The 17,898-nt window shown below is 67.4% G+C and carries 16 protein-coding genes; 1 reads left to right on the plus strand and 15 read right to left on the minus strand.

Annotation, left to right across the window (positions count from 1 at the left end; translation table 11 throughout):
• Positions 1–23: 23 nt before the first annotated feature.
• The 3 genes from U6958_RS14050 to rpoN all read right to left on the minus strand — a co-directional run bounded on the left by U6958_RS14050 (position 24) and on the right by rpoN (position 2,077).
• A complete protein-coding gene (locus tag U6958_RS14050; protein ID WP_016446355.1) occupies positions 24–218 on the minus strand; it encodes a hypothetical protein in 195 nt (64 codons plus the stop codon).
• Positions 219–267: 49 nt separating this feature from the next.
• On the minus strand, positions 268–558 hold the full coding sequence (locus U6958_RS14055) for a hypothetical protein (RefSeq protein WP_046241286.1): 291 nt from the start codon (positions 556–558) through the stop codon (positions 268–270).
• Between the two features lie 184 nt (positions 559–742).
• Positions 743–2,077 carry an RNA polymerase factor sigma-54 gene (gene rpoN, locus U6958_RS14060; RefSeq protein WP_074922917.1) on the minus strand — a complete coding sequence of 445 codons (1,335 nt, stop codon included), beginning with the start codon at positions 2,075–2,077 and terminating at the stop codon, positions 743–745.
• A gap of 233 nt (positions 2,078–2,310) precedes the next feature.
• On the opposite strand from rpoN, the gene U6958_RS14065 reads away from it, so the two are divergent.
• On the plus strand, positions 2,311–3,894 hold the full coding sequence (locus tag U6958_RS14065; RefSeq protein WP_074922918.1) for a hypothetical protein: 1,584 nt from the start codon (positions 2,311–2,313) through the stop codon (positions 3,892–3,894).
• Positions 3,895–3,986: 92 nt separating this feature from the next.
• Here the strand turns inward: U6958_RS14065 and U6958_RS14070 are convergent, their stop codons facing one another.
• The 12 genes from U6958_RS14070 to pdxK form a co-directional block, all read right to left on the minus strand.
• Complete coding sequence (locus U6958_RS14070; RefSeq protein ID WP_167368417.1) at positions 3,987–4,130, minus strand: hypothetical protein; 144 nt, start codon at positions 4,128–4,130, stop codon at positions 3,987–3,989.
• Between the two features lie 44 nt (positions 4,131–4,174).
• The gene (locus U6958_RS14075) at positions 4,175–4,453 is read right to left on the minus strand and encodes a GlsB/YeaQ/YmgE family stress response membrane protein (protein WP_016446350.1); all 279 of its coding nucleotides are present in this window, start codon (positions 4,451–4,453) and stop codon (positions 4,175–4,177) included.
• A gap of 70 nt (positions 4,454–4,523) precedes the next feature.
• Positions 4,524–5,051, minus strand: coding sequence for a hypothetical protein (locus tag U6958_RS14080; protein ID WP_074922919.1), 528 nt, complete (start codon positions 5,049–5,051; stop codon positions 4,524–4,526).
• 95 nt (positions 5,052–5,146) lie between these two features.
• Entirely contained in the window at positions 5,147–6,742 is a 1,596-nt protein-coding gene (locus tag U6958_RS14085; protein WP_074922920.1) for a sigma-54 dependent transcriptional regulator, read from the minus strand.
• A 162-nt stretch (positions 6,743–6,904) separates the two neighbouring features.
• A complete protein-coding gene (locus tag U6958_RS14090; RefSeq protein ID WP_074922921.1) occupies positions 6,905–7,966 on the minus strand; it encodes a DNA topoisomerase IB in 1,062 nt (353 codons plus the stop codon).
• Positions 7,967–8,311: 345 nt separating this feature from the next.
• Entirely contained in the window at positions 8,312–10,399 is a 2,088-nt protein-coding gene (locus U6958_RS14095) for a catalase (protein WP_083393634.1), read from the minus strand.
• Between the two features lie 142 nt (positions 10,400–10,541).
• Positions 10,542–10,754 (minus strand): 1,4-beta-xylanase, encoded by a 213-nt coding sequence (locus U6958_RS14100; RefSeq protein WP_074922923.1) that lies wholly within the window; start codon positions 10,752–10,754, stop codon positions 10,542–10,544.
• A gap of 216 nt (positions 10,755–10,970) precedes the next feature.
• On the minus strand, positions 10,971–11,960 hold the full coding sequence (locus tag U6958_RS14105; RefSeq protein ID WP_016451498.1) for a Ku protein: 990 nt from the start codon (positions 11,958–11,960) through the stop codon (positions 10,971–10,973).
• Complete coding sequence (ligD, locus tag U6958_RS14110; RefSeq protein ID WP_074922924.1) at positions 11,957–14,641, minus strand: DNA ligase D; 2,685 nt, start codon at positions 14,639–14,641, stop codon at positions 11,957–11,959. Before ligD ends, U6958_RS14105 begins: the two co-directional genes overlap by 4 nt.
• A 134-nt stretch (positions 14,642–14,775) precedes the next feature.
• Positions 14,776–15,750 (minus strand): hypothetical protein, encoded by a 975-nt coding sequence (locus tag U6958_RS14115; RefSeq protein WP_074922925.1) that lies wholly within the window; start codon positions 15,748–15,750, stop codon positions 14,776–14,778.
• 292 nt (positions 15,751–16,042) lie between these two features.
• Positions 16,043–16,819, minus strand: a complete 777-nt coding sequence (locus tag U6958_RS14120; protein ID WP_046240202.1) for an SDR family NAD(P)-dependent oxidoreductase — start codon at positions 16,817–16,819, stop codon at positions 16,043–16,045.
• Positions 16,816–17,736: a pyridoxine/pyridoxal/pyridoxamine kinase gene (gene pdxK, locus U6958_RS14125; RefSeq protein WP_074922926.1), complete on the minus strand. Its 921-nt coding sequence runs from the start codon at positions 17,734–17,736 to the stop codon at positions 16,816–16,818. The genes U6958_RS14120 and pdxK overlap by 4 nt, the downstream gene beginning before the upstream one ends.
• Positions 17,737–17,898: the final 162 nt, after the last annotated feature.

Genomic DNA, 17,898 nt, shown 5'->3' on the forward strand with positions numbered 1-17,898 from the left:
TGGATTTGTCTCCTCGGGGCATGTCACTCTCCCTTGCGGGTCTGTTCCTGCTCGGGCGCGGGCGGCAATTCTATGGGGGGCGCCGTGGTGGGCGGATCTATCGGCTCGGGTCCGCGCGGGCGGCCGGGCTGGCGGTTGGGATCGTCGGGTGCCACGGGGTCGTTGGGCGTGGTCGGCACCTGGGGAATATTGGGTGCGTGGGGCAGGGGGTGGTTCATGGCTGCTGCTGTCCTGAGGGGAAGGGTTGATACAAGTGCGCAAGCGGGCTCAGCGTGGCGCGGTGGTGGCGGGTGCGGTGGCCGGATCGGCCTGCGGCGGCGTCATGGACGGCGCGGCCGGCGAGGCAGGGGAGGTGGGTTCTGTCGCTGGCGTTCCGGTGGCGCTGGGCGCATCCAGCCGCCCCCTGGGTGCCATGAAGTTGAACATCAGCACCAGGATCAGTGCGACGGCGGCCGTGAGGGCGGCGATGCGCAGCGGCCAGCGGCCATCGCGGATGTGGTTGTTCTCGCTGCGCTGGCGTTCGAGGGGGGCGTGCACTCTGCGGGGAGGGGTGTCCATGGCGGTCTCCTTCAATCCATGAGCCTTCACCTTAGGCCGGACGGCGGCCTGCAACTGTCGGACAAGGCAGGACCTGGGGGAGCGACAAGCCGCTGCACGGCAGTGGGGCTTGGCAGGACACACCGCCACGGGCAGCGGCGCCAAGGGCCATCGCAAGGCCGCGGCCGCGACGGCAGGTGCCGTGTCAGCCGTGGCGCCTGCGCCGGTCGGCCGGCGCTATGCGCAGCAGCTGGCGGTACTTGGTGACGGTGCGGCGGGCCACGACCAGGCCCTGGGCGCCCAGCTGGCGTGCGATATCGACGTCGGACAGGGGCCGGGCATCGGATTCGGCCGCGATGATGTCGCCGATCAGCTCGCGGATGGCCGTGGCCGAGCAGGCGCTGCCGCTGGCACTGAGCATGGGGCGCGAGAAGAAGTGCTTGAGCTCGAACACGCCCGTGGGCGTGGCCATGTACTTGTTGTTGGTCACGCGCGAGACGGTGGATTCGTGCACACCCACTTCCTCGGCAATTTCGCGCAGCACCAGCGGCTTCATGGCCATGGCGCCGAACTCCAGGAACAGCTCCTGCTTTCGCACGATGGCCCGGGCCACGTCCAGGATGGTGGAAAAGCGCTGCTCCACATTGCGCACGGTCCAGCGCGCGTCCTGCAGATGGTCGGCCAGCTGGGCCTGGCCCGTGCAGCGGTGGCGCTGGAACAGCTGCTCGTAGACGCTGTTCAGTCGCACGCGCGGCACGACGGCGGGGTTCAGTTGCACATTCCAGCCGCTCGGTCCCCTGCGCACGATCACGTCGGGAACGATGTAGTCCACGCGCGTGGAGCCGAAGCTCCAGCCAGGCCTGGGGTTGAGGCGCCGTATGGCATCCATGGCCTGCACGATCTGGGCCGCCGGCACCTGCAGCGCCTTGGCCAGCCGCGGCACGTCGCGCGCGGCCAGCGCGTCCATGTGGTGCTGCAGCAGGGTCTGCGACAGCTGGCGCAGCGTGGCGTCGGCCATCTGCGGGCATTGCAGCAACAGGCATTCGCCCACGCTGCGCGCGGCCACGCCCGCCGGATCCAGCGATTGCACCAGTCGCAGGGCGATGAGCATTTCCTGCGCATCGGGCGCCGGGCTGAGCGCCAGCAGGCCGGCCAGCTCCTGCAGGTCCGTGCGCAGATAGCCGTCGTCGTCCAGCGATTCCACGATGGCGCGCGCCATGCACAGGTCGCGCGGCGTCATGGCCGTCACGTTGAGCTGGCCGTGCAGGTGCATGGCCAGCGTGGTTTCGCAGGCAGCCGTGTCCATGGCGGAGCCCTCCGCTTCAACGGCCTGGCGCGCGCCCAGGTGCATGTCGGCCACCCACAGGTCGCGGTCATCTGCGGGCTCGGCATCTTCCAGGAATGGGTTGTCCTCCATCTTGCTGCGCACCATCGCGGCAAAGTCCAGCGAGGACATCTGCAGCATGCGCACCGCGTGCTGCAAGCGCGGGGAAAGCGTCTGGGACTGGCGTATGTCCGCCTTGAGGTGCATGGAACCCATCTCGTCTCCTTGTTGCGATGGCCACAAGGACGCAACGTTCATGCCCCGATCAGCGTGGCGAATCGTCTGGATACACTTTGGGCACGAAACCTGCTGCGTACTTGCTGCGCAGAAGGCACAGGGGCCCGGGGTTCGGCCGTCGCTGCGGGTATCGGCTTTGCAACAGCAGGGCCGCTCAAGGCGCCTGCGGTAAAAATTTCCGCTCGGGCGCAAGGTTTTCTGCAAACTTTGCCATGTACCAATCCACCGGTTTTCACACGGTCCCGCCGCCGGGAACCCTCAATGCAGTCCCGCAAGGCGGGGCGCGCGGCGCCGCACGCGGGCCATCCATGTCCATGCGCCTGAGACGGGTCCTGTTGCTTCTGGCCTTGCTGGTGCTTGTGCTGGCCGCCTCGTCCTGGCTGCTGTTGCGCGCCTATCAATCCGGGCACGCGGCGCAGGAGCAGGCCGTTCGCATCGCCAGCATGGCCGCGGCCCGCCTGCTGGACAGGCAGGAGCCACACGCTGCCAATGCCGAGCAGGCGCTGGCTGCCGTCCAACCGCTGCTGGAGGCGGGATGGTCCGGCTTTCTGGTGGACAGCGCGGGCCGTGCGGTGCCGGCCGGCACGGCTGCGGCAACGGGTCAGCCTGCCTTGCCCGCTGATTTCAGCGAGCGCCTGGCTTCCAGCCTGGCGCACGGCTGGCTGGATGTGCCCGATGCGCAGGGCGGCACCCTGCGCGTTTTCTTCAGCAGGACGGCCCAGGGCTGGACCTGGGTGAGCTGGGTTCCCTGTTCCGCGCTGGATCCGGCGTGTTCCCCGCTCCTGAGGGGCGTGATCTGGGCGGCGATCGTGTTGTTTGCGCTGGCCGGCCTGGGCCTGGCGGGGCTGGCCCTGCGTGGCAGGGCGGACCCGATGAGGCCGGCCCGGCGCAGCCAGGCCGGCGGCGCACCGGGGGAGCGGGACAACGAAGCCGGCGAGGCCCATATCCAGAACGAGCGCCTGCAGGTGGTCGGCCGGCTGGCAGGCCGCTTCTCCCATGAGTTCAACAACCAGCTCGGCGTTCTGAGCAACAGCGCCTATCTGATTGAGCGTCGTTCGGAGGACCCGAACCTGCGCCTGCCTGCACAGGCCATGCTGCGTTCGGTGGACACGGCCAGCCGGTTGACGCAGCAGCTGCTGCGCTTCGGGCCGCGCCACAGCACGCATGCGCTGGTGGTGGATCTGTACCGCTGGTTGCCGGGGGTGCGGGGCACGCTGGCCGTGGTGCTGGGAAAGCGCGTGGCGCTGGAGGTGGCTGAGCCCGCCGAGGCCAGCCCGCCGGGCCAGCCGGCCGCGCGCCTGGGCGTGTATGTGGACCCTGACGAGCTGGAGCTGGCGCTGATCAGCATTTTCCTGTCCGTGCGCGAGGCCTTGCCCGATGGCGCCCGCGTGCGCATGGCGGCACATCCCGTGGGCGGACATCTTGCGGCATCGGCCGCCAAGGGCGAGCAGGTGGAGATCCGCATCGAGGCCGTGGCCCACTGGCAGGGCGCCGGGCCGGGGCCGGAGGGGGTGGGTCCGGGCGAATCGGGCGCTGCGGCCGCAGCCAGCGCCGAGGCGCCGCAGCGGCCGCAGGAATCCCGCCCCGGCGTGCGCTTGAGCGACGCCGATGCAGATGCCTCCTGCGGCCTGGCCCTGGCGCGCCGGCTGTGCCTGGCTGGCGGTGGCGTGGCGTGGGCCGAGGGCGGCAGCGGGGGAGGCGACGGCGATGGAGACAGCGGCGGCCTGGCCGTCTCTCTGGTGCTGCCGCGCGTGCCCATGGCGGCGCAGGATTGTCTTGCGCAAAGCCTGGACTGAGCTGGCATTCGCGGCCCTGGAAACAGGACTGCGCGCCGGGGCGCGCAGTCAGCAAGCAGGAAAGTCGAAAAAGAGAGGAGGGCCGAGCCCGGTCAGCGTGCGAGGCGCGCGATCAGCAGCCCCGCCGCCAGCGCCGTGGCAATGGAGCGCAGCGGTTTCTTGCACACGGCGCTGCCCTGGCGGGAGAGGTCGGTGCTGCCAGCGGTACTTTTGGTCTGGAAGGGATCTTTGCTCATGGAGGCTCCTTTCCTGCAAGTCAATGGCCCGTGGCCGGGCCGCCTCAGTGGCGCATGCGCGGTTTGCACAGGTTGAAGATGGCCAGCAGCGCAACGGCGCTGGCCATGGAAATGAAGATGGACATGGATGTGGCAGGCACCTGCGCCTGCGCATCCATGGCCGAGGGCGCCAGCAGCGGCGCCAGCAGCCAGCCGCCCAGCAAGGCGCCGATGGCGCCTATTGCCACGTTGAGCAAAATGCCTTGCTGGGCCTGGGTGTTCGTGACCATGCTGGTGATCCAGCCGATCAGCCCGCCCACCATCAGCCAGATGAGGAAATCCATGGCATCGCCTTTGACAAAAGTTGCAGTTGAATATCAATGGCAATCGGCGTGCCTGCCCGTCGCAAGCGACTCAGCGCTCCGGTCGCGGGGTGCCGTTGCCCTGGGCCGGCGCGGGGCGGATTTGTGCCCGCTCGGCTTCGCGGCCTGAAGGTGTCTGGGCGTCCAGGCCCCGGTCGGGCGACTCGCTGACCTGGGGCAGATCGGCGGCGTGTTCTATCAATTCCTCGATGATGAAGCGGCCGTAGAGCTGGGCGCGCTCGGCGCCGGCGGCCTTGAGGGCATCGGCGGCGTTGTGTGCGGCCTCGTCGCTGTCCACCCGTACCACCAGCCAGTGGTAGCCGCGCTCGGCCAGGGCCTGGTGGGCCTTGACCAGATTGAGTTCCTGGCCCACGGCGGCCACGGGACTGGCCTGTCGCAGGTCTTGGTCGATCTGGGCCAGCATTTCCCGGTCGGTGTAGCGCCGTACGTCCTGCTCGGGCAGGTTCAGCGCCTGCAGCGCCGCCATGCCGTCATCGGCCTGCGCAGCCGTGGGAAAAGAGACCACCATGTGGCCCACGGGCTTGAAGACACCGTAGGCGCGGGCAGGAGAGGAGTCCATGGGCTTGTCCTTGGTTGCTCAAAGGTGCTTGCAGGGTGGCAAGCAGCGTGCCCGCAAGGCAACGGCAGCAGGTGCTGTGCGCGTCTGCGCACGTGTCAGCCGGGTTCGGCGTCCGTCCTGTCCTTTTTGCCGCCCGCATAGTCCTTGAGCCGGTTGTACAGCGTCTTGAGGCTGATGCCGAGCACGGCGGCCGTGCGTTCCTTCTGGTACTTGCACTGCTTGAGCGTGGCCTGGATCAGCAGCCGCTCGGCCTGCGCCATGGTCATGCCGATGGGCAGCTGTATGGTGGCCGGCTCCATATCGGGCAGGTCGTAGGCGTCGCCTGCCGCGCCGTGGTCGGCGAACGGATGCACGGCGACAGGCGCAGCCTGCGCAGTGGGCGGCAATTGCGGGGCGTTGGCGGCCAGCTGTGCAGGCACGGATGTGTGCACGGATGCGTGCAATGACCCCGGCATGGGGGCGGGCTGGGCAATGGCCACCGGTGGGCGGGGCAGCCATTCGGTGCCTACCTGCGGGCCGGGCTCCATGACGTAGGCACGCTGCACGGCATTGCGCAGCTCGCGCACATTGCCGGGCCAGCTGTGCTGCGCCAACTGCCTCAGGGCCGACGCCGTGAACTGCTTGGTCTGCCCCTCTCGCTGCGAGATGGCCTGCAGCAAGTGCTGGGCCAGCAGCGGGACGTCGGACAGGCGCTCGCGCAGCGGCGGCAGCTCGATGGGAAAGACGTTCAGCCGGTACAGCAGGTCCTCGCGCAGCCTGCCGCTGGCCACGGCCTCGAAGGGGCAGCGGTTGGTGGCGGCGATCACGCGCACATCGGTCTGCAGCGTCTGGGTGGAGCCCACGCGCATGAAGCGGCCGGTCTCCAGCACGCGCAGCAGCTTGACCTGCAGCTCCATGGGCATTTCCGTGATCTCGTCCAGGAACAGCGTGCCCGTGGCCGCGCGCTCGAAAAAGCCCTGGTGCTGGCGGTCGGCGCCCGTGAAGCTGCCCTTTTCGTGGCCGAAGATCTCGCTTTCGATGAGATGCGGCGAAATGGCGCCGCAGTTCACGGCAAGAAACGGGCGGCTGCGCCGCTGGCTCAAGTCGTGCAGGGTCTGCGCCACGACCTCCTTGCCGGTGCCGCTCTCCCCCGTGAGGAACACCGTGACCGAGGTGCCTGCCACGCGCTCCATCTGCTGGTACAGGCGCTGCATGGGAGGCGATTGGCCCAGGAGCCGGCCAAAGCGTCCTTCCTGCGCGCAGTAGCTGCCAGCGGGTGCGCAATGGTCTTGTGCCGTGATCTGATCGGAGGCCGGGCCTGCGCCGTTGCGGCTGTGCGCGCCCGACAGGCCCGGCGTGGGGATGAGAAAGCGCGAAAGAATGTCCTCGAGCCGGCCTATGCCCACGGGCTTGACCAGATAGTCCATGGCGCCTCGGCGCAGGGCTTCGATGGAGGAGTCCAGGCTGGCATGGCCGGTCACCAGCACGATCTGCGAGTCCTGCGGCACTTGCCGGTCGCCGAACAGGTCCATGCCGTTGCCATCGGGCAGCTGCAGGTCCAGCAGAACCAGGCTGGGCGGCTGCATGGCCATCTGGCGGCGCGCATCGCGCAGGGTGTGGGCCACGGCGACCGAAAAGCGGTCCACGCCCACCAGTTCGCGCATGGTGGCTGCCGAGTCCGCGTCGTCATCGACGATCAGCACGTGGTTCATTCCATGGCCTCCAGAGCTGCTGGCCGCAGCCTGTTTTGACAAAAATTCATGATCCGGCAGTTTAGGGGCTGGGATGTATGCATCTGTGTCAGTCCACAGGCACAGTGCTTGCCGGGTGGTCCGGTCCCCGCCGCCGTCGCCGCAAAGAGAGGATCAAGCGGATCAGGCGGGCCGGCGGCTGGCGCCCTGGCCACGGCGGGGCGGGGTCCTGCGGGGCCGGGGCTGGGGCTCCAGCAGGCCCAGGAACAGGCATTCCTTGGCGCTCAGCCCGCGCGTGCGCCGTGCGGGTGCAGCGGTCGCGGCGGGCGGGCATTGCCCGGGCTGCTCGCACAGGGCCAGTACCCGGGGATGGATGTAGAACTTGCGGCAAACCGTACAGGTATTGCCCAGGCGCCGCGCCACCTCGGCGATGACGTCCGTGAAGGTGAGCGCGCCCGGATGGCGGCTGCCCGCCGGTGACGCTGCGGCGGCCATGGCCAGCTCCAGCGCGTACACGCTGGCATGCCAGGTACGGAAGTCCTTGGCACTGAAGTCCGGTCCGTCTGCCTCGTCTGCCCCGGCCTGGCTGCAGATCCTGCGGATGTAGTCGTTCACGTGCTCGGAGCGTACATGGTGAACATCTCCCTCGTCGTCCACGAACTGGAAAAGCCGCTGCCCCGGCAGGTCCTGGCAGCGCTTGACGACGCGGGCCACGGCCCGGTCGGACACGCGGGCCTGCTGGGCGACGCCGCTCTTGCCCTTGAAGCTCAGCGTCAGCTCGCCGGCGCGCACCTGGGCGTGGCGGTTCCTGAGCGTGGTCAGGCCGAAGGATCCATTGGCTTCTGAATACTCGTCGTTGCCAACGCGCAGCGCCGTGCAGTCCAGCAGCCAGACGATGGTGGCCACCACGGTTTCGAGCTGCGGCCGCCCCGGCCTGAGGTCCCGCGCCACGGCACGCCGAATGGCGGGCAGATGCCGGCCGAACTCGCGCATGCGGTCGAACTTGACCTGCTTGCGCTGCTCCTGCCACTGCGGGTGATAGCGGTATTGCTTGCGCCCGCGGGCATCGCGGCCCGTGGCCTGCAGGTGGCCCCGGGCGTCAGGGCAGATCCATACATCCACATAGGCCGGTGGAATGGCCAATTTGCGGATGCGCTCCAGCGCCTGGGCGTCGCGCACGGGCCTGCCGTCCTGGTCCACATAGGAAAAGCCTTTGCCACGCCGCACGCGGCGCCAGCCGGGCATGCGGTCGTTGACATGGATGAGGTCTGCAGTCAGTGCAACCCCTGCGGCGGCGGCGGCGGAGGTGCGATGGGGGGATCGGAATAGGGCGAAGGCGCCGGAGCCGGCGGAGGATCACCCACGGGTGGCACCAGCGGCTCGGTCGGCGGCGGATTGACCGGCGGAGCGACGGGAGGTGTGGCAGGCGGTGTGGGTGGCGCAGCGATCATGGAACGGTTTCTCCTGTGATGGTGGCGGGCCGCAGCGGCCATGCAGCCGCTGCAGCAATCGCCATGCCCGGACCCCTGCACGGGGCCGAAGCGTTGACATTTGGTAGCAATGATTCGCAAAAACCGGTGGCCTGCGGCCTCAGGCCAGCGTCCTCAGCGTGGGCTCGCGGTCCCAGAAGCGTTTCTTGGCGCCTTCGACAAAGGGCTTGGGCGTGTCGATGGGAAACACGCCCTCGTCCGGCGTGATGCCCGCGGTCTGCAGGATGTGCCCCGTGGCCTTGCAGGCCGCAATGGCCTTGAGGTGGCCGAAGGCATCGCGGAACCAGTCCTGCGCGGCCGCTTCCCGGGCCAGGGCTTCGCCGCGCTGCGGCGTGAGGATGGACACCACGGCGTCGAACTGCGCCGAGGGCGATCCGGCCAGCTGGCCGTCTGCAGGCAGGTGGCTGCCGTCGTCCAGCGTGGCGCCGCCGATCTTGGGCGCAATGATCTTCACGCTGGCCTTTTGCGCCACCAGGGCCTTGTGGAAGGCGGCAATGTGCCGGGCGCTGGAGCCTTCATCCACCAGGATGGCCACGCAGCGGCCCTGCAGCGTGGGTTTCATGCGGTCGATGATGCGCGTGGCCGGGCTGGGCGGCAGCTTTCGCGGGGGCACGGCTGGCTTGGCGGCAGGCGGCAGCTGGGGCAGGCCCAGGCCGTCGGCCACGCGCTTTGCCAGGTCGGCGTCTATCACCTGCAGGTGGCCCACCACGGCCAGTCGCACATGCGGCGTCTGCACCTTGGACAGCTCGAACACCAGGGCGCTGGCGATGTGGGCCTGCTCCACCGCGCTCTGGCTGGCGTAGAACATGCGCGCCTGGCTGTAGTGGTCGGCAAAGCTTTCGGGGCGGATGCGGCCCTTGGCGCCGTCCCCGTCATCCTGGGCAAAGTGCCTGAAGCCGCGCGCCGCCGAGGCGCGCGGACTGTCGGCCTGCAGGCTGGAGGGCTCGTAGGCCACGCGGCCCTTGGGCACCTGGGTCTGCATATGGCCGTCGCGCTGGTCGTGGGCAAACGGGCATTTGGGCGCGTTGATGGGCAGCTGCGTGAAGTTGGGCCCGCCCAGGCGCGACAGCTGGGTGTCCAGGTAGGAGAAAAGGCGGCCCTGCAGCAGCGGATCGTTGCTGAAGTCGATGCCCGGGGGCAGGTTGGCCGGGCAGAAGGCGACCTGCTCGGTCTCGGCAAAGAAGTTGTCGGGCCAGCGGTCCAGCACGAAGCGGCCGATCTTGCGCAGCGGTATTTCCTCTTCCGGAATGATCTTGGTGGGGTCCAGATGGTCATAGGGCAGGGCGTCGGCCTGTTCCTGCGAGAACAGCTGCACGCACAGCTCCCAGGCCGGATAGTCGCCCGCCTCGATGGCCTCGAACAGGTCGCGGCGGTGGTAGTCGTTGTCGGCGGCCTGCAGCTTCAGGGCCTCGTCCCAGACCGTGGACTGGATGCCCAGCTCGGGCCGCCAGTGGAATTTCACGAAGGTGCTTTTGCCTTGCGCATTGACCAGCCGGAAACTGTGCACGCCAAAGCCCTCGATCATGCGCAGGCTGCGCGCGATGGTGCGGTCGCTCATGATCCACATGACCATGTGCATGGACTCGGGCATGAGGGAGATGAAGTCCCAGAACGTGTCGTGCGCCGTGGCGGCCTGTGGAAAGCCCCGGTCCGGCTCCATCTTCACGGCATGGACCAGGTCGGGGAATTTCATGGCGTCCTGGATGAAGAACACCGGAATGTTGTTGCCGACCAGATCCCAGTTGCCCTCTTCGGTATAGAACTTGATGGCGAAGCCGCGCACGTCCCGCGGGGTGTCCACCGAGCCTGCGCCGCCGGCCACGGTGGAAAAGCGCACGAAGACCGGCACCTGCTTGCCGGTTTCGGTCAGCACCTTGGCGGTGGTGTACTGCTCCAGTGAATCGGTCAGCTGGAAATAACCGTGGACACCTGTGCCGCGTGCATGGACGATCCGCTCCGGAATGCGCTCATGGTCGAAATGCGTGATTTTCTCGCGCAATATGAAATCTTCCAGCAGCGTGGGTCCCTTTGGCCCTTGCTTCAATGAATTCTGGTTGTCCGCAACCGGTATGCCCTGCTGCGTCGTCAATACAGGATGAGAGGCTTCGGCCTGCTGCTGGAGTTCTCCGCCGTGGCCAACGGGGCATTGGGATGGGGATTTCTTTTCAGCTGGGGCTTTCTTGGCCATGATGCACTCCTTGGGAATGAACGCCATGTTCTTTTGACGCGGATATTTTCAAGCGGAGCAACGGTATGTTTTTCAGTTGCCGCAATGGGAAAATAAAAAAAGGGCCCGGAGGACCCTTTTTTCAGGTCATGCAACCTGCGGCTCAACGCTGCTGGTGGCTGTCCTGCTTTTGCTGCTGACCCGGCTGGTTGCGCTGGGGGTTGCTCTGCTGTTGCTGATGGTTGGGATTATTGGGATTGCTTTGCTGCTGCTGCTGCCCCGGATTGTTTTGTTGCTGCTGCTGGTTCTGCTTGTTCTTGTCGTTCTGCTGGTTGCTGGCCGTGTTGCCTTGAGGGTTATTGGTCTGTTGCGTCATTTCCATACTCCTTAAGTAAACAGCGATGCCGTCATCACTGCAATTTCATTGTGCTGCCTGAAAAATCCACGGCGTGTAGGAAATTCGGAAGATTACTTTTGGTAAATCATTGGAATTTGCTATGAATATCATGGAATCCATTTTTGCGGCAAAAATGCATGTATTTTTTATCATGAAATGCCATTTGTAGATTATGCAAAACGGCAATGGTCCGTTTCATTTGGATGTTGAACGTTTTGCAGGCGCCTTGGACGCTGGCTTTCGGGGCTTGGGTGTTGTCCGGGTCGCGGGCGCTTTTGCAGCTTTTGCAGCTTTTGCCGCCGCCCCGGTATTTTTTTCCTTGGCCGCGGAGGCGGGGGCCCCGCTGCCTGCCTTGCCCAGGCTGCTCCTGAGCAGGGCGGTCAGATCCAGCACGGCTGCGTTGGCGGGTGCGGCGGGCGCGTCCTGCTGCCTTTGCACACTTTGCACGTCGCCCGCATGGGCCTTGGCCTGCACCAGCTGGTGGATTTCCTCGCTGAAGGAGTTGCGGAACTGGTCGGCGTCCCAGGCCTGGCTCATGTCCTTGATCAGTGCCAGGGCCATGGTCATTTCGGCGGCCTTGATGCCTGCGGCCCTTGCGTCCAGCGGCGGCAGGTCCAGCTGCTCGAAGGAACGGATCTCGCCGCCCCAGCGCAGCAGGTTCAGCACCAGCGCCCGGCCGCAGGGGATCAGGATGGCCAGGTGCTGCTTGGCCTGGATGACGACCTTGGCCACGCCCACCTTGTTGCTCTTGCGCAGCGCCTCGCGCAGCAGTGCGTAGACCTTCCCGCCCCGGTGCAGGGGGGCGGTGTAGTAGGGCCGCTCCAGGTAGATGAAGGGGATATCGTCGGCATCGACAAAGGCCTCGATCTCTATGGTCTGCGTGGTCTTGGGAAAGGCGGCGGCAATCTCTTCGGCGCTCAGCACCACGTAGCGGCCTTCTTCGAATTCCACGCCCTTGACGATGTCGGCCGAGGCCACCTCCTTGCCTGTGACTTTGTTGATGCGCTTGTAGCCCACGGGCTGCATGTTGCGCTTGTCCAGCCAGTCGAAGTCGATGTCCGTGCTGGCCGTGGCCGCATACAGGCCTATCGGGATGTGGACCAGGCCAAAGCTGATGGCCCCCTTCCACAGGCTGCGCGAGGAGACGGCCGGGGCCGTGCGGGGAGATGTGGCTTTCCTGGTCATCGTTGTGCTTTCCTCGTTGGCGGCGCTTCGCGGGCCGGTGCCTCGAAGCCCAGCGCCTTCATGGCGCGGCCCAGGCTGGTGGCCGCCGTGCCGTAGTGCTCCCAGGGCGAGTTGCCCAGGCGCAGGCGCTGGTCCACCGAGCGAATGGTCCAGTGCGCGCCGCCCGTGAGCCTGTCGAGCTCGTTCCAGCCCACGGGCACGGAGATGCCCATGCCGGGCCGCGCACGCGCTGTCCACGCGCAGGCCGTGGTGGCGCCAAAGCCGTTGCGCAGGTAGTCCACGAAGATTTTTCCCACGCGGTTGCGTGGCCCGCTCTTGGCCATGAAGCGCTGGGGCACGGTGCTGGCCAGGTGCTGGACCACGGCCTGGGAGAAGGCCTTGACCGTGTCCCAGTCCAGCAGCCGCTTGATCGGCACGACCACATGCAGGCCCTTGCCTCCGCTGGTCTTGAGGAAGGCCGGCAGCTCCAGCTCCTGCAGCAGCACATGCAGCAAGGTGGCCGCTTCCTGCACCTGCGTCCAGGGCACGCCCTCGCCGGGGTCCAGGTCGAAGGTCATGCGGTCGGGCCGGTCGATGCGGTCCCGGCGGGCATTCCAGGTGTGCCATTCGATGGTGTTCATCTGCGCAGCCGCCACCAGGCCTTCACGCCGCGCCACCTCCATCAGCGGCGCATGGCCGGGATCGAGTTCGGGCGCCAGGGCGGCAATGCCCTGCAGCGGCGTCTGGTCCATGTGTTTCTGGAAGAACAGCTCGCCCTCGATGCCCTCCGGCGCGCGCACCATGGCCACGGGCCGGGCCTTGAGGTGGGTGATCATGAAGGGGGCCACCGTGGCGTAGTAGCGCGCCAGCTCCATCTTGGTGATGCCGGTGGAGGGGTCGATGACACGCTCGGCATGTGTGATGGCGATCGTGGCGGGCAGGCGCGCCGCCTTGGCCATGCGGGGCGGGGCGGCTTTGTGGCGGGTTGCGGTGCGGGGTGAAGATGCGGTCGATGGCACGTGCTGTGGCTCCTCTTTTGCGATGCGGCGCGCAGGCTTGTCCGTGCGCAGTCCCTGGAATACGGCGTGGCGGATGCGGCCGTCCGCGGTCCATTGCGCGAACGAGACTTCGGCCAGCAGGGTGGGGCGCACCCAGTGCACCTGGCTGCCAAGGCCCCGGGTGTCTGCCAGCGGGGATGTGCCGGTGGCCAGGCCGTCCAGGCGCTGGCGCAGGTCGGCCAGGGTGCGTGCGTTGAAACCCGTGCCGACCTTGCCGGCCGCGTGCAGCTGCCCGTCCTCGCCATGCACGGCGAGGACCAGGGCCCCCAGGCCGGTGCGCGAGCCCTGGGGATCGGTATAGCCGGCGATCACGAACTCCTGGCGGTGGCCGCACTTGAGCTTGATCCAGTCCATGCTGCGCCGCGAGACGTAGGCGCTGCCGCGCCGCTTGCCGATCACGCCCTCCAGGCCCAGCCGGCAGGCGGCGGCCATCAGGTCGGCGGGCGGGGCGTCAAAGGCCTGGCTGAACCGAACGCGGTCCGACGGCGCCTTGTGCAGCAGCTCCTGCAACCGCTGGCGGCGCTGTTCCACGGGCTGCTGGCGCAGGTCCTGGCCGTCGTGCCACAGCAGGTCGAAGGCGAAGAAGACCAGCAGGTCGGTGTGCTCGCCGTCGAAGGCGTTCTGCAGGGCCTGGAAGTCGGGGCGGTCGTCGCTGTCCAGCATCAGCACCTCGCCGTCGATCCAGCCTGTTTGCAAGGGCAGGGCAGCCAAGGCGCGGGCCAGGGCAGGCATTCTGGCGGTCCAGTCCTTGCCGTTGCGCGTGACAAGCCGCACGGTACCGCTGTCGATGCGCGCCAGCAGGCGGTAGCCGTCGAACTTGCTCTCGAAGATCCATTGCCCGGCCTCCGTGGGCGGGCGGTCCACCAAGGTCGCCAGCTGGGGGGCGATCTCCTGCGGCATGGTCGCGGTGCCGGCGTGCTGCTTTCGTGCTGGCGCTGGCGCTGTTGCTGTTGTTGTTTCTGTTTCTGTTTCTGTCGTTGCCGCTGCTGCAGGTTCCAGGGGAAGGCCCGCCACGCTGTCGGGCATGTCCTCGACCACGCTGAATTCGCCGGCGGCGCGTTCCAGCCCGTCATGCTCCTTGATCAGCAGCCACGCGGGTTTTTTGGCATCGTCCTTGCCGCGCATGCGCACCAGGGTCCAGCGGCCCTGCAGCTTGTGGCCGCGCAGCTCGAACTTGAGCTTGCCCTTGCGAAGGCCCTCGGCGGCGTCGCCTTGTGGCCACCAGGTGCCCCGGTCCCAGATGATGACCTTGCCCGCACCGTACTGGCCCGGCGGAATCTGGCCTTCGAAGCGGTTGTAGGCCATGGGGTGGTCTTCCACCTGCACGGCCATGCGCTTGTCGGCCGGGTCGTAGCTGGGGCCCTTGGGCACGGCCCAGCTTTTCATGCTGCCGTCCAGCTCCAGCCGGAAGTCGTAGTGCAGATGGCTGGCCCAGTGCTTTTGAATGACGAATTGCAGGACACCCGTGCCGGGCTGCCCTGCAATCGCGTCGCTGGAAGGTTCTGCCGAGGGCTCCGGCGTGCGCGTGAAGTCGCGCTTTTGCCGGTAGGCCGCCAGCGAAGCAGCAGCCTTGTCCTGCCCGCCGGCCGCAGCAGCCCGCCGCGGCTGCTGCGTGACCGGGTGGCTGCGGCGCGGTGCGGGCATGCGGCGCTCCTTCAGAACATCAGTGCAATCAAAATGATAATGGGAATGGGCACGCCCAGAAGAAAAAGCAGTATGGATCGCATGAATGGCCTCCGTTCAATGAATGGTTGGATGGTGTTGACTGCGATGCAAAATCAAATGGCATCGCGTTGGCGGCCACCCCAGGTGGCGCACAGGCTGCCCACAAAGGCGCCCAGCATCAGGGAAACAAACAGCCAGAGCATGGAATGGGCGGTGGCCTTTCGCGTTTCTTCAGCGGCCTGCTTGGCCTTTTGCTTGGCCTCTTCTGCCTTTTGCTCGGCCTGCTTTATCTGCATCTGTACGGAATCAAAGGTGCTTCGCACTTTCTTTTGCGCTTCTTCCACCGGAATATCGGAATTGCGCGCAATCAGCTGGGCCAGATATTGCTCATCGGCCGCAGAAAGCTGGCCGGTGCGCAGCGACTGGGCAAAGATCACGCCGGCCTCCCGCGTGGCGCTGGCCATGTCGGCAGGCGTTGTGCTGCCGGAGGTTGCCGCGGAATTGCGGAACAGGCTGCCGGTCCAGTAGGCCAGGCCCTGGGGCGAGGCATCGGCGCCCGAGGCACCGGCCATGGCTGCGGCACCGCCAGCAGCCGCACCGCCGGTGGCGCCGATCGCGCCACCCACCACGCTGGAGGCGCTGGTGGCCACGGTCTGCGCCGCCTTGAAGGCGCCGGACACCGCACCACCGGCCGCAGCGCCCATCAGGGCCACCATGGCCAGCGTGGCCAGCGCCCAGGACAGAAAGCCGTGGGCCGTGTCGCGGAAGTAGACCTCGTCCGTATGCACGCCTTGCCAGCGGGTGCGCAGCCGCCCGGCCAGGTACCCGCCCACGCCGGCGGAGGCCAGCTGGGTGAAGGCGATCCAGGCCACGGCCGTCCACCCCAGGGCGCCGGCATCCATGCCCTGGCCGGTCCATACCGAGACAGACGACAGGCCCAGGCCCGTGCCCAGAATGAACAGCAGCAGCGACAGCGAGGCCGCCGCCATGGCGCCCGCGAATATCGCCGCCCATGAAACACCGCTGACGGATGTATTGGCCGCAGGGACCACTGGCGTTGCCAGGGGATCGGAATAGGCAATGGACATGGCTGGATTTCCTGGAGTTGAGTGCCCCATTCTTGCCAGCCGCAATAAATGCCACTGTAGGAGGATTGGAAAAGCAGGACTGGCAAACGCAGACGAAAAACGTCATCCTTTGCCAGATGACGGTTTCCAAGGCAATGCGCGGCCTGGATATGGGAAATGATTCCTGCAACCGGTAAAACTTGCGGAATATTTTCCAGGGCGAATGGCTGGATTGTTTCCGGCAGCACGGCGATATGTTTCTGTCTGCTGCCGGGGTTTTCATTGCTGCATCGGGCCTGCCAGACCCGTACGTTCAGGGCTGGCGCACGTCGGCCACGACCTGCTCGCCAAAATCCGCGCGCTGCAGCCAGCCCAGCACCAGGGTGGCGGCCTGCTCGGGCGTGGACAGCTTGCCGCCCTCCTTGAGCTGGGCGAAGTTGCCTGCGTCGGGAAAGGCTGCGGCATCGGCGCTGCGCAGCTGCACCTGCATGTCGGTGTCGATGACGCCGGGCGCCAGCGAGCAGATGCGCGCGCCGTGGGGTTTGAGCGCCTCGTCCAGCGCCACGCTGCGGCTGAAATGGTCCATGCCGGCCTTGGCCGCGCAGTAGGAGGCCTGCGAGGCAATGGCGCGCCGCCCCAGGCCCGAAGAAATGTTGAGCACCTTGCGCGGCACGGCCGTCCAGCCTTCGGTGGCGGCCAGGAAGGCGGCCGTCAGCAGCATGGGCGCCTCCAGTCCCACGCGCATGGCCTGGGCGATGTCGGCGGGCCGCAGCTGCGACAGCGGCGCGATCTGCGGAATCACGCCCGCGTTGTTGATCAGGGTGACGCTGGCGTAGCGCGTGGCGTCCAGCCCGGCGAGCCATTCGCCCAGCCTGCGGGCCGCTGCCTCGGGCTCGCCCAGGTCCACGCTCCACTGCTGCAGCGGGGCGCCTGCCGTGGCGGCGGCCCGGTTCAGGTCTTCGCTGGTGGAGCGCGACAGCGTGACCAGCTCATGGCCGGCATCGAGCAGTTGCCGGGCCATGGCCAGGCCCATGCCGCGCGAAGCGCCCGTGAGAATCGTCAGGGAAAGGAGAGGCGATGCATTGTTCATGCGGGCGATGGTATCGCTTGTGCCCGTGCTGCCGGTGCTGCCTGCGCGGTCATTGCCCGGGCGGCGACGGGGTCCGAGGGCAGCAGCAGCTCGGCGCTGCGCGCCTGCCGCGTGCGCTCCAGCGCCTGCACGATGCGTTCGCAGGCGCGCTCGGCCGCCTCGCGCAGGCTGGCGCCCTGCAGCCAGTGGCCGGTGAGCGCGGCGCTGAACAAGTCGCCCGTTCCCTTGGGCACCGCATCCACGCGCGCGTGGGTGACCACATGCACGTCCTCGCGCGTGACCAGCGCCACGCGCATGCGCAGTGCATGCTCGCCGCCCAGCTTGGGCGCCGCGCTGGTCACGGCCACCCACTGCGTGCGGCCGGTCAGCAGGCTGCGCGCGGCCTGGACCACATCGTCCATGCCGTGCACAGGGCGCGCGGTCAGCCGTTCCAGCTCGAAATGGTTGGGTGTCAGCCCGTCGGCCAGGGGCAGCAGGTGGCGCTGGTAGGCCTCGACCATGGCGGGGTCCACGTAGATGCCGCTGTCGTGGTCGCCGATCACCGGGTCCACCACCACGCGCAGGCCGGGGCGCTGCTGCAGCAGGCCCGCCACCCAGTCCGCCAGCAGCCCGGCCTGTTCCGGCCCGCCCAGGTAGCCGGCCAGCACGGCCTGCAGTTGCCTGAGCGCGCCGCGCGCGCCCAGGTCCTGCAGATAGCCCGCAAACCACTCGGCGGCAATTGCTCCGCCGTGGATGCTGGGATAGTGCGGCGTATTGCTGAACACCACCGTGGGCACGGCTGCCGCCGCCAGTCCCAGGGCCTGCAGCGTGGGCATGGCCACGTTGTTGCCAACGCGGCCGTAGACGACCTGGGACTGCACGGACACCACGTCGATGGCCAGGGGTTGCAGCATGTCATGGGGGGCGGGGGCGTTCATGGGCGTGGGGGAGCAATGAGAGGCAGGGACGTGTTTTATAACGCCTGCGCCCAGGCCGCAGACCCCACAATCGGCCGCGCAGGACCAGACCACTGTGCGATCTGCGTGTGAAAAGAAAAAGGCCCGCCAAAGGGCGGGCCCGTGGAGCGCTGGGCGCCTGTG

It is taken from the genome of Delftia lacustris (assembly GCF_040267515.1).
Lineage (GTDB): Bacteria > Pseudomonadota > Gammaproteobacteria > Burkholderiales > Burkholderiaceae_C > Comamonas > Comamonas tsuruhatensis.

Bases quoted from the DNA above. Each gene is read 5' to 3' on its own strand.
- U6958_RS14120 (WP_046240202.1), bottom strand. From the start codon at position 16,819: ATGAACAATGCATCGCCTCTCCTTTCCCTGACGATTCTCACGGGCGCT.
- U6958_RS14065 (WP_074922918.1), top strand. From the start codon at position 2,311: ATGTACCAATCCACCGGTTTTCACACGGTCCCGCCGCCGGGAACCCTC.
- U6958_RS14050 (WP_016446355.1), bottom strand. From the start codon at position 218: ATGAACCACCCCCTGCCCCACGCACCCAATATTCCCCAGGTGCCGACC.
- U6958_RS14070 (WP_167368417.1), bottom strand. From the start codon at position 4,130: ATGAGCAAAGATCCCTTCCAGACCAAAAGTACCGCTGGCAGCACCGAC.
- pdxK (WP_074922926.1), bottom strand. From the start codon at position 17,736: ATGAACGCCCCCGCCCCCCATGACATGCTGCAACCCCTGGCCATCGAC.
- U6958_RS14090 (WP_074922921.1), bottom strand. From the start codon at position 7,966: ATGCCCGGCTGGCGCCGCGTGCGGCGTGGCAAAGGCTTTTCCTATGTG.
- U6958_RS14055 (WP_046241286.1), bottom strand. From the start codon at position 558: ATGGACACCCCTCCCCGCAGAGTGCACGCCCCCCTCGAACGCCAGCGC.
- rpoN (WP_074922917.1), bottom strand. From the start codon at position 2,077: ATGGGTTCCATGCACCTCAAGGCGGACATACGCCAGTCCCAGACGCTT.
- U6958_RS14085 (WP_074922920.1), bottom strand. From the start codon at position 6,742: ATGAACCACGTGCTGATCGTCGATGACGACGCGGACTCGGCAGCCACC.
- U6958_RS14105 (WP_016451498.1), bottom strand. From the start codon at position 11,960: ATGACCAGGAAAGCCACATCTCCCCGCACGGCCCCGGCCGTCTCCTCG.
- U6958_RS14075 (WP_016446350.1), bottom strand. From the start codon at position 4,453: ATGGATTTCCTCATCTGGCTGATGGTGGGCGGGCTGATCGGCTGGATC.
- ligD (WP_074922924.1), bottom strand. From the start codon at position 14,641: ATGCCCGCACCGCGCCGCAGCCACCCGGTCACGCAGCAGCCGCGGCGG.
- U6958_RS14115 (WP_074922925.1), bottom strand. From the start codon at position 15,750: ATGTCCATTGCCTATTCCGATCCCCTGGCAACGCCAGTGGTCCCTGCG.
- U6958_RS14100 (WP_074922923.1), bottom strand. From the start codon at position 10,754: ATGACGCAACAGACCAATAACCCTCAAGGCAACACGGCCAGCAACCAG.
- U6958_RS14095 (WP_083393634.1), bottom strand. From the start codon at position 10,399: ATGGCCAAGAAAGCCCCAGCTGAAAAGAAATCCCCATCCCAATGCCCC.
- U6958_RS14080 (WP_074922919.1), bottom strand. From the start codon at position 5,051: ATGGACTCCTCTCCTGCCCGCGCCTACGGTGTCTTCAAGCCCGTGGGC.